This window comes from Plesiomonas shigelloides (assembly GCF_900087055.1).
Lineage (GTDB): Bacteria > Pseudomonadota > Gammaproteobacteria > Enterobacterales > CAMTGL01 > Plesiomonas > Plesiomonas shigelloides.
This window is the reverse complement of the sequence record NZ_LT575468.1, coordinates 2,011,645-2,026,735: the sequence shown is the minus strand read 5'-3', so window position 1 is coordinate 2,026,735 and position 15,091 is coordinate 2,011,645. Positions and strand designations below refer to the sequence as shown.

Below are 15,091 nucleotides of genomic sequence, written 5' to 3'. Positions count from 1 at the left end.
AATGCGAACTGGTGATTTGTCGGCTTATTTTAATATGACAGCCGTCAAACAATATCGACATTTATTTTTCTATTATGTCACTAAATTACAAACAGAGTTCTTGGTAATAACTGTAATAATAAAAACCTCTTAGTAACATACTCACTCAGGAGCACATACTCACATGATAAAGGATGCATTCGCTGGCCTACAAAAGGTAGGTAAAGCACTGATGCTGCCAGTATCGGTTCTGCCGGTTGCTGGTATTTTGCTCGGTGTCGGTGCCGCTAACTTCAGCTGGCTGCCGGAAATTGTCTCTAACATTATGGAGCAGGCTGGTGGTTCCGTATTCGGCCAGATGCCTCTTCTGTTCGCCATCGGTGTAGCTCTGGGCTTTACCAATAACGATGGTGTTGCTGCGCTGGCGGCGACCGTCGGTTACGGCGTAATGGCTGCAACACTGACCGTAATGGCCGGTGTGATGGGCGTTGAGAAGATCGATACCGGGGTTCTCGGTGGTATTCTCGCCGGTGCCCTAGCAGGCTATATGTTTAACCGCTTCTACCGCATTCAGTTGCCAGATTATCTGGGCTTCTTTGCGGGTAAGCGCTTCGTACCTATCATCACTGCGTTTACCTGTATCGTACTGGGCGTAGTGCTGTCAGTGGTATGGCCTCCAATCGGTGCCGGTATCCAAGCGTTCTCTAACTGGGCTGTGCACCAGAACCCTGCTATGGCGTTCGGTATCTACGGCGTGGTTGAGCGTTCTCTGATCCCATTCGGTCTGCACCACATCTGGAACGTACCGTTCTTCTATCAAGCCGGTGAAGCTTGTGTGGTGAACAGTAAGGTTGTGGCAGCGATTACCTCTGAGCCTGCGTGTCTGGCAGAAGGTGGTAAGTGGATCACTGGTGAAATTCAGCGCTACCTGATGGGTGACCCAACTGCAGGTAACATGGCTGGTGGCTACATGTTCAAAATGTGGGGCCTGCCTGCTGCTGCTATCGCTATGTGGCACACTGCTAAGCCAGAAAACCGCGCTAAGATCGGTGGTATCATGATTTCAGCTGCGCTGACTTCATTCCTGACCGGTATTACCGAACCAATCGAATTTGCGTTCATGTTCGTAGCGCCAGTGCTGTATATCATCCACGCACTGCTGGCTGGCTCTGCATACGTCCTGCTGATCCTGCTGGGCATGAAGCACGGTATGACTTTCTCCCACGGTGCGATCGACTTCGGTCTGTTCTATCACCTGTCTACTAATGGCTGGATGTTCTTCATCGTTGGTCCTATCTATGCTGCGATTTACTACATCGTATTCCGTGTAGCTATCGTTAAGCTGGATCTGAAAACGCCTGGTCGTGAAGACGAAACTGCTGATGCAAACGAAGCTTCTGGCTCCGAAATGGCGAAAGCACTGGTTGAAGCCTTTGGTGGTAAAGAAAACATCACTAGCTTGGATGCCTGTATCACACGTCTGCGTGTGGGTGTGGCAGATGTATCCAAGGTTGACCAAGCTGGTCTGAAGAAACTGGGTGCTGCGGGCGTGGTTGTTGCCGGCTCCGGTGTGCAGGCTATCTTCGGTACTAAGTCTGACAACCTGAAAACTGATATGGACATCTACATGCGTGGTAACTAATTACCCGCAGTGATGTGCAATCACGTAAGCGAAAGAAAAAGGAGCCTAAGGGCTCCTTTTTTGTTTTGCTGTTTTTTTAATGATGGGGGATGAGAGATAAAAAAATCCCCTGCAAGCAGGGGACTGAAGATTAGAGTGTCACGAGTGAAAAGCGATTAGCCACGATTATTAACCACGATTAAAGCGCAGACGCTGCCCTGGACGAGCGGTAGTGTGAGCCGCATTGCGGAACACCACTTCGCCGTTAACCAATGTGGTATCAATGCGCGCAGGGAAGGTATGGCCTTCAAACGGAGACCAGCCGCACTGATAGAACAGGTTTTCTTTGTTGACGGTAAATGGTGAGTCCAGATCAACCAAGGTTAAATCCGCCCAGTATCCTTCACGCAGATAGCCGCGATCTTGCAGTTGGAAACGTTCGGCTACGGCATGACTGGTTTTTTGCACCAGCAATTCCAGTGACAACGCGCCTTGACGATGCAAGTCAAACAGTGCCAGCAACGGATGCTGTACTAACGGCAGACCCGATGGCGCGCCGAAGTAAGTATTTTGCTTTTCATCCCAAGTATGAGGCGCGTGGTCGGTGGCGATAATATCAATCACGCCATTACGCACCGCTTCTTGCAATGCCAGCTGGTCTTCCACGCCTTTAATCGCTGGGTTGCACTTAATCAAGTGGCCTAAGCGGTCATAATCATTTTCGTTATAGAACAGGTGGTGTACGCAGGCTTCGGCGGTGATTTGCTTTTTACGCAGATCTTCCAGTGTTGGCGCGGCCTCAAACAGCGCCAGCTCTTCTTTGGTGGTGATGTGCAAAACGTGCAGACGTGTACCGTGCTTTTTCGCCAGCTCGACAGCCAGACGTGATGACTTCAAGCACGCAGCAGCGGAGCGAATGCGGCCATGTTCACGGGCTGGCACATCGTCGCCGAAGCGCGCTCGATACTCATCCTCCAGCAATTTGATCGATGGCGTATCTTCGCAGTGAGTGGCGATCAGCACGGGGCTTTCAGCAAAAATGGCGGCTAAGGTATCGGCATTATCCACCAGCATGTTACCGGTAGATGCGCCCATGAAAATCTTCACGCCACAGGCCTGATCGACTGATAAACGACGGATTTCATCCAGGTTATCGTTGGTCGCCCCGAGGTAGAAGCTGAAGTTAGCCACGGAAGAGCTTGCTGCCCGCGCGTATTTATCTTCCAGCGCTTGCAGATTGGTGGTTTGCGGGTTGACGTTCGGCATTTCCATGTAGGAAGTCACGCCACCGGCGACAGCGGCGCGCGATTCGCTGGCAATGGTGCCCTTTAGCGGGAAGCCAGGCTCACGAAAATGCACTTGGTCATCAATCATCCCCGGAATAAGCAGCTTCCCTTTTGCATCAATGATTTCGGCATTGTCCGCCGCACTGATGCTGCTGCTGATGTGACTGATACGGCCATCTTTAATCAGCATGTCGCCTTCACTACGGCGGCCTTCGTTGATCATGGTGGCATTTTTTATCAATAACGTCGTCATTGCTTACATCCTTTCCGCAGAATTTGCCTAACTATACTGGAATTGAAATCGGGCGGGGAGTGTAATTTGTGCCTTGGTTTACTGGATATGCAATCGTTTGGTCAGGATCGCAAACAAGGTCTTGCCAGCGAGCTAACTGATTGAGCGTGGAGGCTTTCGCTATGTGGCGAGATAGCGAGGGGAAGATGTTTGCGCGCATAGCTAAATGCTGTGCGATATAAGGCCGGAGTTTGCCTAAATAAAGCGCCGAGCAAGCCCGGCGCGACAATTAGCGGGATTAACAGAGGTTACAATACGAACTGACGTACCAAGGTTTCTTGGGATGCCGCCAGATTTTCCAGTTGGGTACTGTTACCGGCCATTTGCTCGATGCTGGCAAAGTTCTGGTCGGCCAGCCGCGAGATCTCTTCCAGATTACGGGCGATATCGGTTGAGGTGGCTTCTTGCTCGGTCGCGGCATTGGCGATTTGTGAGTTCATATCGCTAATCTGGCCCAGACCATCGGCGATCACTTTCATCGCTGCGCCAGTTTGGGTGGTCTGGCTGGTGCTGAGCGCCATATCATTTAAGCAGCCTTCAACCGTATTGAGCGCCGAGCGGGTGCCGTTTTGCAGCTCGGAGATCATTTGCTCGATTTGGCCGGTGGAATCTGTGGTGCGCTTAGCTAGGACCCGCACCTCGTCGGCTACCACCGCAAAGCCGCGGCCCATATCACCTGCGCGTGCCGCTTCGATGGCGGCGTTGAGTGCCAGCAAGTTGGTCTGATCGGCAATGCTGCGGATCACATCCAAGATGGAGCCAATCTTCTCACTCATACCCGCCACGGTTTTGACCACGGCTGCCGTGCTTTGCAGGCGATCAGAGAGCTGTTGGGTGGTATGCACATTTTCCTGTACTAGCGCATCACTTTGCGTCACGGTGGCTTCCAGTTGCAGGACCTGATCCAGCGTATGATTCACGCTACGGGCAATCTCTTTAACCGAGTGCTCCATCTGTGACATAGCCGTGGCGACACTGGCGGTTTGTTCGCGCTGTGACTCCACCGCGGCTTTGGCGACCGTAGCGTTATCCTGATTCAGCAATGTCACATGGGTTAGCTGGGTTGAGGAGTGAGAGATCTGCTCCAAGATATGGTGCAGCTGTGCCACCATCTTGTTGATGTGCTCGGCAATCAAGCCAAACTCGTTATCACTGCTGACCGCCACGCGTTCGGTCATGTTACCGCGCTCAATGTTGCGCAAGGTTTGTAAGATGGCTTGAACCGGTTTGCGCACTGAGCGTGCCAGTAACCAGCCGGTGATGACAGCGATCAGCACTACAGCAAGTGATAGCGCACTGGCTACCCAGAAACTGCGTTTGTAGCTGGTATCCGCTTGTTCCGCCAGCAATGACATATGATTTTTCGCGTTGTCGCGCAGCGTTTGCAGCATGCCGAGCGCTTGCTCTAAGGCGGCAGATAGCGCCGCGATGTCTTGATTGACTTGCTGTTCTTGCAAGATGAAATCGTAGTGCTGTTGTAAGACGCCATTTTTGCGTCCGGCATCGGTCAGGAAGGCTTCAAACATCTCACCATAGCGCTCGCCCAGCATCGGGACTTGCGCGACTAAGCCTTTAAAGGCGTAGCCAAGGCGGCCAATGTTGACTTTGTTGGCTTTCATCGCTTTTTCGATGGCGGCCGGATCTTGGCTGGCCAGTGCATCGGAGGTGGTTTGATCCATCTCGCGTAAGCTATTGAAAAATGAGCCGCTGGTGAGTTTGATGACTTCGTTGTCACCGTTATCAATCAGCGTTTTCAGGCCGTATTGCAGCTCCATCTTTTTATTTTGGAAGCTTTGCACTGCCGCGCTGATGGTCTGGCGACCACGTAAAATCGCATCATATTGCTGGAAGGTTTGTAACGCGGGCGCAAAGTAGTGTTTTTCGACCTCCGCCAACTGGGAAACCGGCATATTTTCATGCTCGGCATTGAGTTGCTTGAACTCTTCGAGTTGTTGCAGGTAATCACGATTTCCCTGCTCAAATGCGCTTTGGCTGCTAGAAAGCAGCGCAGGATCGCGGCTGGCGACAAACGATTTGAGCCATTTGTCAGCGGTGAGTAAGGACAAGGTCAGCTCAGAAGCGACCTCGGTGACCGGCACAGCCTCTTGCGTGACTTCGTCCAGACTGTATTTCATCTGGCCAGAGACATTCAGTGCAAACAGGTTAGCCGCAATGAATGCCGCTACCAGTACCACAAAACCGATCACCATATGGCGAATCACAGAAGCGTTTTTTTTCTTGTCCATAGAATTCAACATCACAGATATGAATGTGCGACATCCGGTATCATGCTTACTGTTTATGGTAAACATAGCCTGTAAGTACAGAAGAGGGTCTGCCTGACCTTCTTTAATTCGGGTATCGGCAGGGCGGCAAGCGTGTTGAATTGTAACGGTAACTGGCGTGTTGGTTTTTCGAGACAAATAACGAATTTGCAACCTCGTTTCAGACAACTTGCAGTAATGTGACACCGTTGTATGCACCGGCTAAGTCAGCCATACTAACCGGCATTGTGAATGACTGAGCGTTATGGCTAAAGTGAGGGGAGTGAGTCATGCCAGAAGAAACTATTTTCAGTAAAATTATCCGCCGCGAGATCCCATCGGATGTGGTGTACCAAGATGAACTGGTGACCGCATTTCGTGATATTAGCCCACAGGCGCCGACTCACATTCTGATTGTGCCCAATCATCTGATCCCAACCACCAATGATGTGCAGGCGCAAGATGAGCTGGCCTTGGGTCGTATGATCACCGCCGCGGCCAAGATTGCAGCGGCAGAAGGCATTGCCGAAGATGGCTACCGTTTAGTGATGAACTGTAACCGTCACGCCGGTCAGGAGGTGTTCCATATTCACATGCACCTGCTGGGTGGCCGTCCGTTAGGGCCACTGCTGGCCCGCTAAAGCACGCATTCGTGCGGCTTAAGGGAAAACATAATGCGCCGGCCGATGTCCGGCGCTGTTATTATTGGGATGTATCGCTGACTTATGTATCAGAGCGTATGTCTCAGTGCTTAAGTATCAATTAAGTATCAAGAAGAGCAGCAAACAGTGACTGTGAGCCAAAAGATTTCGCACTTTTATCCGCGTCGCACCCTAGCCATTGTAGGTTGGTTTATGTGCGCACTGCTTTCTGGGTGTGCTAGCCGAGGATTTACTGGCTTTGAGGTCGCGCAGCAGCCATTAGTGTTGGCCGATGCCGCCTTGAGCGAGCAGGTGAACGTGCAAAGCCATCGTGAAGGATTTGGCCAGCCACTACGCGTCGGCATACAGCTGCAAAATCGTCAGGCGCAGCCGCTGACGCTGGAATACCGTTTGTACTGGTATGACGCGCAGGGCATTGAGCTGGATAATGATCCGACGCCATGGCAGCAAGTCACGCTGAGCGCGCATCAGGTCTGGACGACCCGTATCACCGCGCAAGAGCCGCAAGCCACATCCTATCGTTTGCATGTGCGCCCACTCAGTAAAGCGGCATCGCTGCCAACTGGCAATATTGCGCCATGAATGATGCGCAAGACTCGTTGGTGCATGAGCTAAAGTCACTGCCGTGTTGGCCAGCGCCGGTGCAGGCGATTCGTCCGTTAACTGGGTTATCCGGTGGTAGTCTATTGATTGAGCTGTGCGATGGGCGGCGCTATGTTGCACGTAGCCAAAATGCGCAGCTGCAGATGCAAGGTGTCAGTCGTGAGCGCGAGCGGCACCTGCTATGTGCAATTGGCGAGCAGGTTGCAAGTTCGGACTTTTTACCGCTGGTACTGTTTTACAATGCCCGTTGGTTGGTGGTGAGCTGGCTAGAAGGTTCGCCGTGGCCGCATACACTGGCTGACGATGCGTGCGCACAACGCCATCTTGTTACCTTGATGCGCCGCTTCCATCCGATTGATAGCGAACTGCAGCTAGATATTCCCAGCCGTTTGCAATTTTATCGTCAGCAACTTAGCGCAGAAAAACAACCTGAAGCGCTGTTTTCCCTGTGTGCGCGTTTTGCGTCTCTTCGCTCGCCCTGCTGGTGGTTTCCGGTGCTGGCACATCATGATATCCATCCCGGAAATTTAGTGTCTGATGGCGCTACACTGGCGCTGATTGACTGGGAATATGCAGCGCGCAGCCCCTTAGCCTGTGAGCTGATTTTGCTATTTGAGGCCAATGGGTTTAATCGCGCGCAGCGTCAGCAGTTTTGTCGTTATTACGCCGAGACTGTCTATCCTACCGAGACAGTGTATGCCGCTGATAGCGAGTGCGTTGGCTCATCGGCTACTGCGCAGGAGGATTGGTTACACCGGTTACAGCAGGATATCGTCAGCTGGCAGCCGTGGTGTGAAATGCTGATGGCGATGTGGAGTGCGATCCGCTTTGAGCAAACTGATGATGCGCAGTACGCTGTGTGGCGCGATAATTATCTAAAAGCTGCTGAGCAATCTTTAGGCAAGCGTGAGTAAAGGCGAAGAGTTTATCCCGATAGGCTGCTGGCTCTCATAGTTAGCGCTTCCTAACGGAATAGATTTTAAACGATGACGGGCGTGCTCGATTTAGGGGCATGCCGGTCAGTAGATTGGACAACCCCTTTGCTAACGGTGCGAAGAATAGACTGGCACGTAGCGATGGGTAAGAAAGGAGAGACAATGTGGGTCCGGTAATGCTCGATGTGCTCGGTTACGAGCTGGATGCCGAAGAGCGCGAAATTTTACGTCACCCGTTGGTGGGGGGCGTGATTTTCTTTGCCCGTAACTACCATGATCGTGAGCAGATGCAGGCATTGGTTAGCGATATTCGTCGCACGGTGCAGCGTCCGCTGTTACTGGCGGTGGATCAGGAAGGCGGGCGCGTTCAGCGTTTTCGTGATGGCTTCACGCGTTTACCTGCACCACAGGCATTTTCCGCGTTAAACAGCTGGCCACAGGCGCTGGAGCTGGCGTTTGAAAGTGGCTGGATGATGGCGGCGGAATTATTGGCGCTGGATATCGATCTGAGTTTTGCGCCAGTGCTGGATTTGGGCCATACCTGTGCGGCGATCGGTGATCGGGCGTTTGATGAAGACCCGAAAAAAGCGCTGGATCTGGCACGAAGCTATATCGATGGTATGCACTGTGCGGGGATGGCGGTAACCGGTAAGCACTTCCCTGGCCATGGTGCGGTATTGGCGGATTCACACAAAGAAACGCCGCGCGATAATCGCTCGAAAGAGGAGATTTTTAGCCGCGATATGTCATTGTTCCGTCAGTTAAATCAAGAAGGGCGTCTGGATGCGATGATGCCTGCACACGTCATCTATACCGATTGCGATCCACGGCCAGCCAGCGGCTCATCATACTGGTTGCAGGATGTGCTACGTAAAGAGTTGCAATTTGATGGCGTGATCTTCTCTGATGATTTGTCGATGGAAGGCGCGGCGGTCATGGGCTCCTACGCCGAGCGCGCTGCGGCATCATTAGCCGCAGGCTGTGACATGCTGTTGGTGTGCAATAATCGCGCGGGCGCGGTACAAGTGCTCGATACCTTGCCACATCAAACATCTGCGCGTATAGCGCGTCTGCTGCATAAGCCGGCTCCATCGCGCAGCGAATTGGAAGCCACTGCTCGTTGGATCAATGCCCATGAGCGTTTACAAAATCTGGCTGCTGCTTGGCAGGCGCATAAAGAACACATGAACGGCTAATTGTTACCCTGTTTATGCGTATTCTTTATTTGTGTTAATCGTATTGAGCGCGGTTTTTAACCGCGCTTTTTTGATAGCTGGCCTGAGCTATTTGCCAGTAAAAGCACGCATTTTACATTTCCAACCTTTGCCTTGCGCAATTGTGTGCAGATAAATTGCCGTTTTTATGTGTACAGTAAGATTGTATTAACCTCAACTCATAGCCTTATTGTAATGCGGCGCTGATTTTATTTTCTTTCTATACGTATTTATCCGCATAGGGCAACATTTCACATTTTTAATTGGCTATTGATTAACCTAGTTTTCAGGTTATGCGTATGTGTGTGATTCGTCTGATTGTATAACTATTCAACTAATTAATATAAAAGAAGAAAAATCATATTGAACGCTATGTTTATCTACCGACACGCTGGTTTTTTTATGGTTTGAATTGTATTATCAACGACCATGCTACAGGCGTAAGTCATCATTTATTCAGCCATCGGCTGATATCGAAAAATCAGGTTGTTGGGGTTCTATCCATAATGAAATGGGGAAAAAGACATATCAGCATTTGCGTGTGTATTTTTATTGTGCTGTTGAGTTCCCTGTTGTTACCCTCATTGCTCAATGAGCGGGTTGCCAAAGATATACTGATCTGGAAAATGGATAAGCTCGAGATCATGGCATTAAAACGCGATCAGCTGATTAAGCATACGATGATACAGGATATTGCAGATCTTAAATTTGATTGCGGTAAAGATGACATTGAAACATTGCGTAACTTGAACCTCTATAATAGCCAATTTCGGGTGCAAGGGATAAAGCTGGCTAACGGCTCAGGTTGTTCTAGTTTAGGCCCCGATCTGGATATTATTTCTCGGTCGCGAATGCAGCAATCTATGTATAAGCTGGATAACTATAATATCGGGATAACCAGTACAGCACAAAGCTATGGCGTGCATGGCGAGCAAGTTATTTTTGCTAATATCAACGGTAACTATGTTTATTGGGTGCTGAACGGTGCGTGGACTTACGAGCAATTACAGACACCATGCAAAGATTGTTTTTATATGGAGTATCATCCGAAATCATTGCAGTATAAAGCGCTCTCTTTCTCAACTGGCAATTATAGCATTTTAATGCAGCCGGAAGCGCAGCAACTCAGTGTTGCAAGGGAATATAATGGCATGATCTATAAACTCTATGCAGGGCAGGAGTTAATGGATTATACCTATGCCAAAATACAGAGCATAGTGTATCTATTTATCGTGATAGTATTGGGGTTAATGGGCTTCTTTTATGCCATCATTTTCAATTATCAAAAATCATTGAGTGGATTACTGCATACAGGGCTAAAACGTCGTGAGTTTGTGCCTTTTTATCAGCCTGTTGTGGATGCCTCCACCGATAAGGTTGTCGGTTTTGAGGCTTTACTGCGCTGGCAGCATAAAGGCGATACAATTTGCCCGAGCACCTTCATTGATTATGCTGAGAAAAAAGGCATCATTCTGCCAATTACTGAGCAATTGATGGAGCGTGTGATTGATGATTTGAAAAACATCCCAGACAGCTTGTGGGTGAGTATCAATGTGGTGCCTGAGCAGATAGAAAATGGTTCGCTGTATAAGATGTTGGCAAAAAATCGCTGGCCGTATAGCAATCGCTTATGCTTTGAAATTACTGAACGCATTAAAGTCGATGATTTTGAAACTGCTGCGCGAGAAATAGCCAAAATAAAATTGTTTGGTTATCGATTTAAGTTGGATGATTTTGGCACGGGTTATGGTGGGTTTTCCTATATTCAAAAACTGGGTGTGGATGAAATAAAAATTGATAAAATGTTTGTCGATACCATTGGTGTCGATGATCTTAAGCGTGATGTATTAGATTCGATTATTGCTTTTTCTAAAGAGTCACATATGGATGTGATTGCAGAAGGGGTAGAAACCAAAACGCAGCTCACGTATTTACTGGTGCGTGGAATTCATTTGATTCAGGGCTTTATATATGCCAAGCCGCTCTCTTTTGAGCATTTAAAAGTGTGGCTCACAGAACCCAGACGGCACTAATGGTAAATTAAGCATCATCGTGGATGAACTAATTTGCCGTGAACGGCCGAGGAGCCAATGAGCATTACCGATATACTGCACAGCCAAGACGTCTATTTTTGTACTGATGAAGCGCTAGCGCAAGCACAGCAACAGTGTCTGGAAATTCTGTATGACTTTAACCAGACACGCCCATCGGAGATGCCTCGGCGTCAGGCGCTACTTGAGCAGTTATTGGCCGAAGTGGGCACCGATTGTTACATCGAACCGCCGCTGCGGGCTAACTGGGGGCGACATACCCACCTTGGCCATCATGTGTATGCCAATTTTAACCTGACGCTGGTGGATGACACCCATATCTACATTGGTGATCACGTGATGATTGGGCCGAATGTGACGCTGGCGACAGCGGGTCATCCGATTGATCCCGAGTATCGCAAGCGCTTGGCGCAGTTTAACTTACCGGTGCGGATCGGGAACAATGTCTGGATTGGTGCCGGTTGCGTGGTGTTGCCGGGGGTTACCATTGGTGAAAACAGCGTGATTGGTGCTGGCAGCATTGTGACGCGAGATATTCCGGCCAATGTGGTGGCTTTCGGTAACCCATGCGCTGTGGTGCGACCGATCAGTGAGCGCGATCGTGAGTTTTACTATAAAGATCGTCGGATAACGTTGCCGCTGTCCTGATTTTCCCTCTTTTTAGCTTGTCGCGCAGGTCAGCACGTTGTTGGTTGGCCTGCGTATGTTTCGTTTTCTTCCTTCCATCCCATTTTCTCGCTTGTCTTCTGCCATTTGTGAGGCGGGATTTTATCTCTCGATGGCACGGCTATGCTTGATAGATTGGATTTGATGATTACATTTTATGCAAGCGTTAGCGAATCGTAACAATATAACGCTATGGTCGGCGCTGTTGTGACGATTATGCTGAGAAAACTCAAGCGCGAGGCGAAAGATTTCTGTATCGCGTGGAATCAAAACAGTAACTCAGAAATGGCTATATCAAACGCACGGAAAACGGGCGTGGAGGAAATATGACAACGCAACCTAGCAAGTTACCAACTCCAGATAATGCTGAGCACAATGCATTTTTCCCTTCAGCATTTTCGTTAAGTCAGTTTACCAGCTCTAAATCTGATCTCAGCGGGGCAGATTACGCCAAACCGTACCGCGGCAAGCACAAGATCTTGCTGATAGGCGCCGACGAGCGCTATTTGCCGACCGATACCGGTGCGCTGTTCTCAACCGGTAACCACCCAGTCGAAACGCTGTTGCCGATGTATCACTTGCATCAGGCCGGTTTTGAATTCGAGGTCGCGACGGTCTCCGGTTTGATGGTCAAGTTTGAACATTGGGCGATGCCGAACGAAGATGAGGCGATTGTCGGTTTGTATAACCACTATCTGCCACAGTTTATGCGCCCGCGTAAATTGCAGGATGTGGTCAGCCAGCTCACGCCAGATAGCGAGTATGCTGGGGTCTTTATTCCTGGTGGACATGGCGCGTTGATTGGTTTGCCAGCCAGTGAAGCGGTGGCTGAAACACTGCGTTGGGCATTGGCCAATGATCGTTATGTGATTTCTCTTTGCCATGGCCCAGCAGCATTTTTGGCGTTGTCGCACGGCGCAAACCCACTGCAAGGTTACGCGATTTGTGCCTTCCCAGATGCCGCCGATAAGCAAACCCCCGATATCGGGTATATGCCAGGGCAGTTAACCTGGTTCTTTGGTGAGCAGCTGCAGAAAATGGGGCTGACGCTGATGAACCAAGATATTACCGGGATGGTGCATAAAGACCGTAAAGTGCTGACTGGCGACAGCCCATTTGCCGCCAACGCATTGGGTAAACTGGCCGCCGAGGAGCTGCTCAAGGCTTACGTAGGCTAAGTTTCTCGTAATTTGGAAAACTGATTCCAAATACGGGCAAATGACCCAATAGGCACCAATGAAAAATAAGCCGGAGAGTGCACCCGTTGATAATAGGTGGGCTGTCCGGCTTTTTTATGGGTGATTCAGGTTATCAAGCAGGTTAAGCGGCGGGGCTCGGTGTGACGGGGAAGCGGTCATGCTGAACTATGAGCAAGCGTTACGTTTATGCACATGACATGTCATCAAATTACTCCCCATAAGCGATAGCAAATTTGCTTTTCTCCTCAAAACTTTATAACCCTTGTAATGATAGAGTGTCAGAGTAGGCGGTGTATCTACAGAGCCTTCTGGCCGCAAGCATCAGACAAGGAGTAACAAGCATGATCATCTATTTGCACGGGTTTGATTCAACCAGTCCGGGTAACCACGAAAAAGTACTGCAATTGCAGTTTATCGATCCGGATGTGCGGTTTATCAGTTACAGCACTTTGCACCCGCGGCATGACATGCAGCACCTGCTCAAAGAAGTGCACAAAGCAGTACAGCTGTGCGGTGATCAAAAACCACTGATTTGCGGTGTGGGGCTGGGGGGGTATTGGGCTGAGCGAATTGGCTACCTGTGCGGCTTACGTCAGGTGATGTTTAACCCGAATTTGCATCCCGAACAAAACATGACCGGAAAGATTGACCGGCCGGAAGAATATGAAGATATTGCGACCAAGTGTGTAGAAAACTTCCGTAAAAAAAATGAGGGAAATTGTCTGGTGATCCTTTCCACTCAGGATGAAGTGTTGGATAATCGGCTTACTCAGGAAGAGCTGAACGATTTTTACGAAATAGTCTGGGATGACAAGCAATCCCATAAATTTAAAAACATTTCTCATCACCTTCAGCGCATTAAGGCGTTTAAGCTGCAGGATTGAGGGGCGACCGGAACCGGTAAAAAATGCCCGTTCCGGTGACTCAGACGTGATGCAGTTAGAACAGGTAGCCTTGCGCGGTTGGTGTAAGTTTTTTTCATTCTGACCAAATAAGTTGTAACGAGGGCTACGCCTTGAAAAGAATCATTGTTGTTGGCGGCGGCGCCGGGGGACTTGAGTTAGTTACCCGTCTGGGCGATAAACTGGGCCGTAAGGGCAAAGCTGAAATCATTCTGATTGACCGCAGTCAGACCCACCTGTGGAAACCTCTGCTGCACGAAGTAGCCACTGGCTCTATGGATGATGGCGTTGATGCGCTGAGCTACCGCGCTCAGGCTCGTAACCATCACTTCCAGTTCCAGCAGGGCACTCTGGTGGATATCGATCGTGAGCGTCGCTCGGTCAAGCTGGCGGAAATCCGTGATGAAGACAACGAACTGCTGGTGCCTGAGCGCGAGCTGTTCTTTGATATTCTGGTCATGGCGCTGGGCAGCAAATCCAACGACTTCCGCACTGAAGGTGTGGCTGATAATTGTATCTTCCTCGATAGCCCAGATCAGGCTAATCGCTTCCATGAGCAGATGCTGAATCTGTTTATGAAGTTCTCGGCACAGCCAGAAAAGCAGGAAAAAGTGAACATTGCCATTGTGGGCGGTGGCGCGACGGGCGTTGAACTGTCGGCTGAGCTGCACAATGCGGTTAAACAGCTGCACCGTTATGGCTTTGATGCGCTGGATAGCCGTCACCTGAACGTCACGCTGGTGGAAGCCGGTGAGCGTATTCTGCCAGCACTGCCAGTGCGTATCTCTTCTGCGGCGCATCTGGAGCTGACCAAGCTGGGCGTGAATGTGCGCACCAACACTATGGTGACCAAAGCGGAAAGCAATGGTCTGCATACCAAAGATGGTGAGTTTATCCCAGCAGAGCTGATGGTATGGGCTGCAGGTATCAAGGCGCCGGATTTCCTGAAGGATATCGCGGGTCTGGAAACCAACCGTATCAACCAGCTGGTGGTCGAGCCAACACTGCAAACCTCGCGCGATTCCAACATTTTCGCCATTGGTGACTGTGCTAGCTGTCCACAAACTGACGGTACCTTTGTACCGCCACGCGCGCAAGCAGCGCACCAGATGGCTAGCCTGTGCTACCAGAACATCGTGGCACTGATGGAAGGGCGTACCCTGAAGAACTATGTCTATAACGACAAAGGCTCTTTGGTTTCCCTGTCTAAATTCAGTACCGTGGGTAGCCTGATGGGTAACCTGATGCGCGGCTCAATGATGATTGAAGGCCGTATCGCGCGTATCGCTTACATTTCACTGTACCGTATGCACCAGATGGCGCTGCATGGTTACGTGAAAACCGGCTTGATGATGCTGGTAGGCGGTATCAACCGTGTGATCCGCCCGACACTGAAACTGCACTGATTTCGCGTTTT

12 protein-coding genes are annotated in these 15,091 nt (G+C 50.1%); 10 read left to right on the top strand and 2 right to left on the bottom strand.

The features are described 5' to 3' along the window. The first annotated feature begins 163 nt into the window (after positions 1–163). Complete coding sequence (gene ptsG, locus NCTC9997_RS09010; RefSeq protein WP_010863885.1) at positions 164–1,621, top strand: PTS glucose transporter subunit IIBC; 1,458 nt, start codon at positions 164–166, stop codon at positions 1,619–1,621. A 168-nt stretch (positions 1,622–1,789) separates the two neighbouring features. Here the strand turns inward: ptsG and NCTC9997_RS09005 are convergent, their stop codons facing one another. Then, a complete protein-coding gene (locus NCTC9997_RS09005; protein WP_064977900.1) occupies positions 1,790–3,139 on the bottom strand; it encodes a dihydroorotase in 1,350 nt (449 codons plus the stop codon). A 287-nt stretch (positions 3,140–3,426) separates the two neighbouring features. Then, positions 3,427–5,424: a methyl-accepting chemotaxis protein gene (locus NCTC9997_RS09000; protein WP_167550136.1), complete on the bottom strand. Its 1,998-nt coding sequence runs from the start codon at positions 5,422–5,424 to the stop codon at positions 3,427–3,429. 308 nt (positions 5,425–5,732) lie between these two features. Between NCTC9997_RS09000 and hinT the strand changes: the two genes are divergently transcribed. From hinT to NCTC9997_RS08955, 9 genes are all read left to right on the top strand, one after another. After that, a complete protein-coding gene (gene hinT, locus NCTC9997_RS08995; protein ID WP_010863882.1) occupies positions 5,733–6,083 on the top strand; it encodes a purine nucleoside phosphoramidase in 351 nt (116 codons plus the stop codon). A 147-nt stretch (positions 6,084–6,230) separates the two neighbouring features. Beyond that, the gene (locus NCTC9997_RS08990) at positions 6,231–6,686 is read left to right on the top strand and encodes a YcfL family protein (RefSeq protein ID WP_064977899.1); all 456 of its coding nucleotides are present in this window, start codon (positions 6,231–6,233) and stop codon (positions 6,684–6,686) included. Then, on the top strand, positions 6,683–7,621 hold the full coding sequence (locus tag NCTC9997_RS08985; protein WP_064977898.1) for a phosphotransferase: 939 nt from the start codon (positions 6,683–6,685) through the stop codon (positions 7,619–7,621). Before NCTC9997_RS08990 ends, NCTC9997_RS08985 begins: the two co-directional genes overlap by 4 nt. A gap of 185 nt (positions 7,622–7,806) precedes the next feature. Beyond that, positions 7,807–8,838, top strand: a complete 1,032-nt coding sequence (nagZ, locus tag NCTC9997_RS08980) for a beta-N-acetylhexosaminidase (protein WP_064977897.1) — start codon at positions 7,807–7,809, stop codon at positions 8,836–8,838. Between the two features lie 524 nt (positions 8,839–9,362). After that, a complete protein-coding gene (locus tag NCTC9997_RS08975; RefSeq protein WP_064977896.1) occupies positions 9,363–10,889 on the top strand; it encodes an EAL domain-containing protein in 1,527 nt (508 codons plus the stop codon). 57 nt (positions 10,890–10,946) lie between these two features. Continuing rightward, a complete protein-coding gene (locus NCTC9997_RS08970) occupies positions 10,947–11,555 on the top strand; it encodes a sugar O-acetyltransferase (protein ID WP_010863877.1) in 609 nt (202 codons plus the stop codon). A gap of 344 nt (positions 11,556–11,899) precedes the next feature. After that, the gene (gene hchA / locus NCTC9997_RS08965) at positions 11,900–12,751 is read left to right on the top strand and encodes a glyoxalase III HchA (protein WP_064977895.1); all 852 of its coding nucleotides are present in this window, start codon (positions 11,900–11,902) and stop codon (positions 12,749–12,751) included. A gap of 362 nt (positions 12,752–13,113) precedes the next feature. Next, positions 13,114–13,656, top strand: coding sequence for an alpha/beta hydrolase YcfP (gene ycfP / locus NCTC9997_RS08960; RefSeq protein ID WP_010863875.1), 543 nt, complete (start codon positions 13,114–13,116; stop codon positions 13,654–13,656). A 131-nt stretch (positions 13,657–13,787) separates the two neighbouring features. After that, positions 13,788–15,080 carry an NAD(P)/FAD-dependent oxidoreductase gene (locus NCTC9997_RS08955; RefSeq protein ID WP_064977894.1) on the top strand — a complete coding sequence of 431 codons (1,293 nt, stop codon included), beginning with the start codon at positions 13,788–13,790 and terminating at the stop codon, positions 15,078–15,080. The last annotated feature ends 11 nt before the right edge of the window (positions 15,081–15,091 follow it).

What these genes read in the sequence shown, in the direction of transcription:
- ptsG (WP_010863885.1), top strand. Translation starts at nt 164, where the DNA reads ATGATAAAGGATGCATTCGCTGGCCTACAAAAGGTAGGTAAAGCACTG.
- NCTC9997_RS09005 (WP_064977900.1), bottom strand. Translation starts at nt 3,139, where the DNA reads ATGACGACGTTATTGATAAAAAATGCCACCATGATCAACGAAGGCCGC.
- NCTC9997_RS09000 (WP_167550136.1), bottom strand. Translation starts at nt 5,424, where the DNA reads ATGGACAAGAAAAAAAACGCTTCTGTGATTCGCCATATGGTGATCGGT.
- hinT (WP_010863882.1), top strand. Translation starts at nt 5,733, where the DNA reads ATGCCAGAAGAAACTATTTTCAGTAAAATTATCCGCCGCGAGATCCCA.
- NCTC9997_RS08985 (WP_064977898.1), top strand. Translation starts at nt 6,683, where the DNA reads ATGAATGATGCGCAAGACTCGTTGGTGCATGAGCTAAAGTCACTGCCG.
- NCTC9997_RS08975 (WP_064977896.1), top strand. Translation starts at nt 9,363, where the DNA reads ATGAAATGGGGAAAAAGACATATCAGCATTTGCGTGTGTATTTTTATT.
- NCTC9997_RS08970 (WP_010863877.1), top strand. Translation starts at nt 10,947, where the DNA reads ATGAGCATTACCGATATACTGCACAGCCAAGACGTCTATTTTTGTACT.
- hchA (WP_064977895.1), top strand. Translation starts at nt 11,900, where the DNA reads ATGACAACGCAACCTAGCAAGTTACCAACTCCAGATAATGCTGAGCAC.
- ycfP (WP_010863875.1), top strand. Translation starts at nt 13,114, where the DNA reads ATGATCATCTATTTGCACGGGTTTGATTCAACCAGTCCGGGTAACCAC.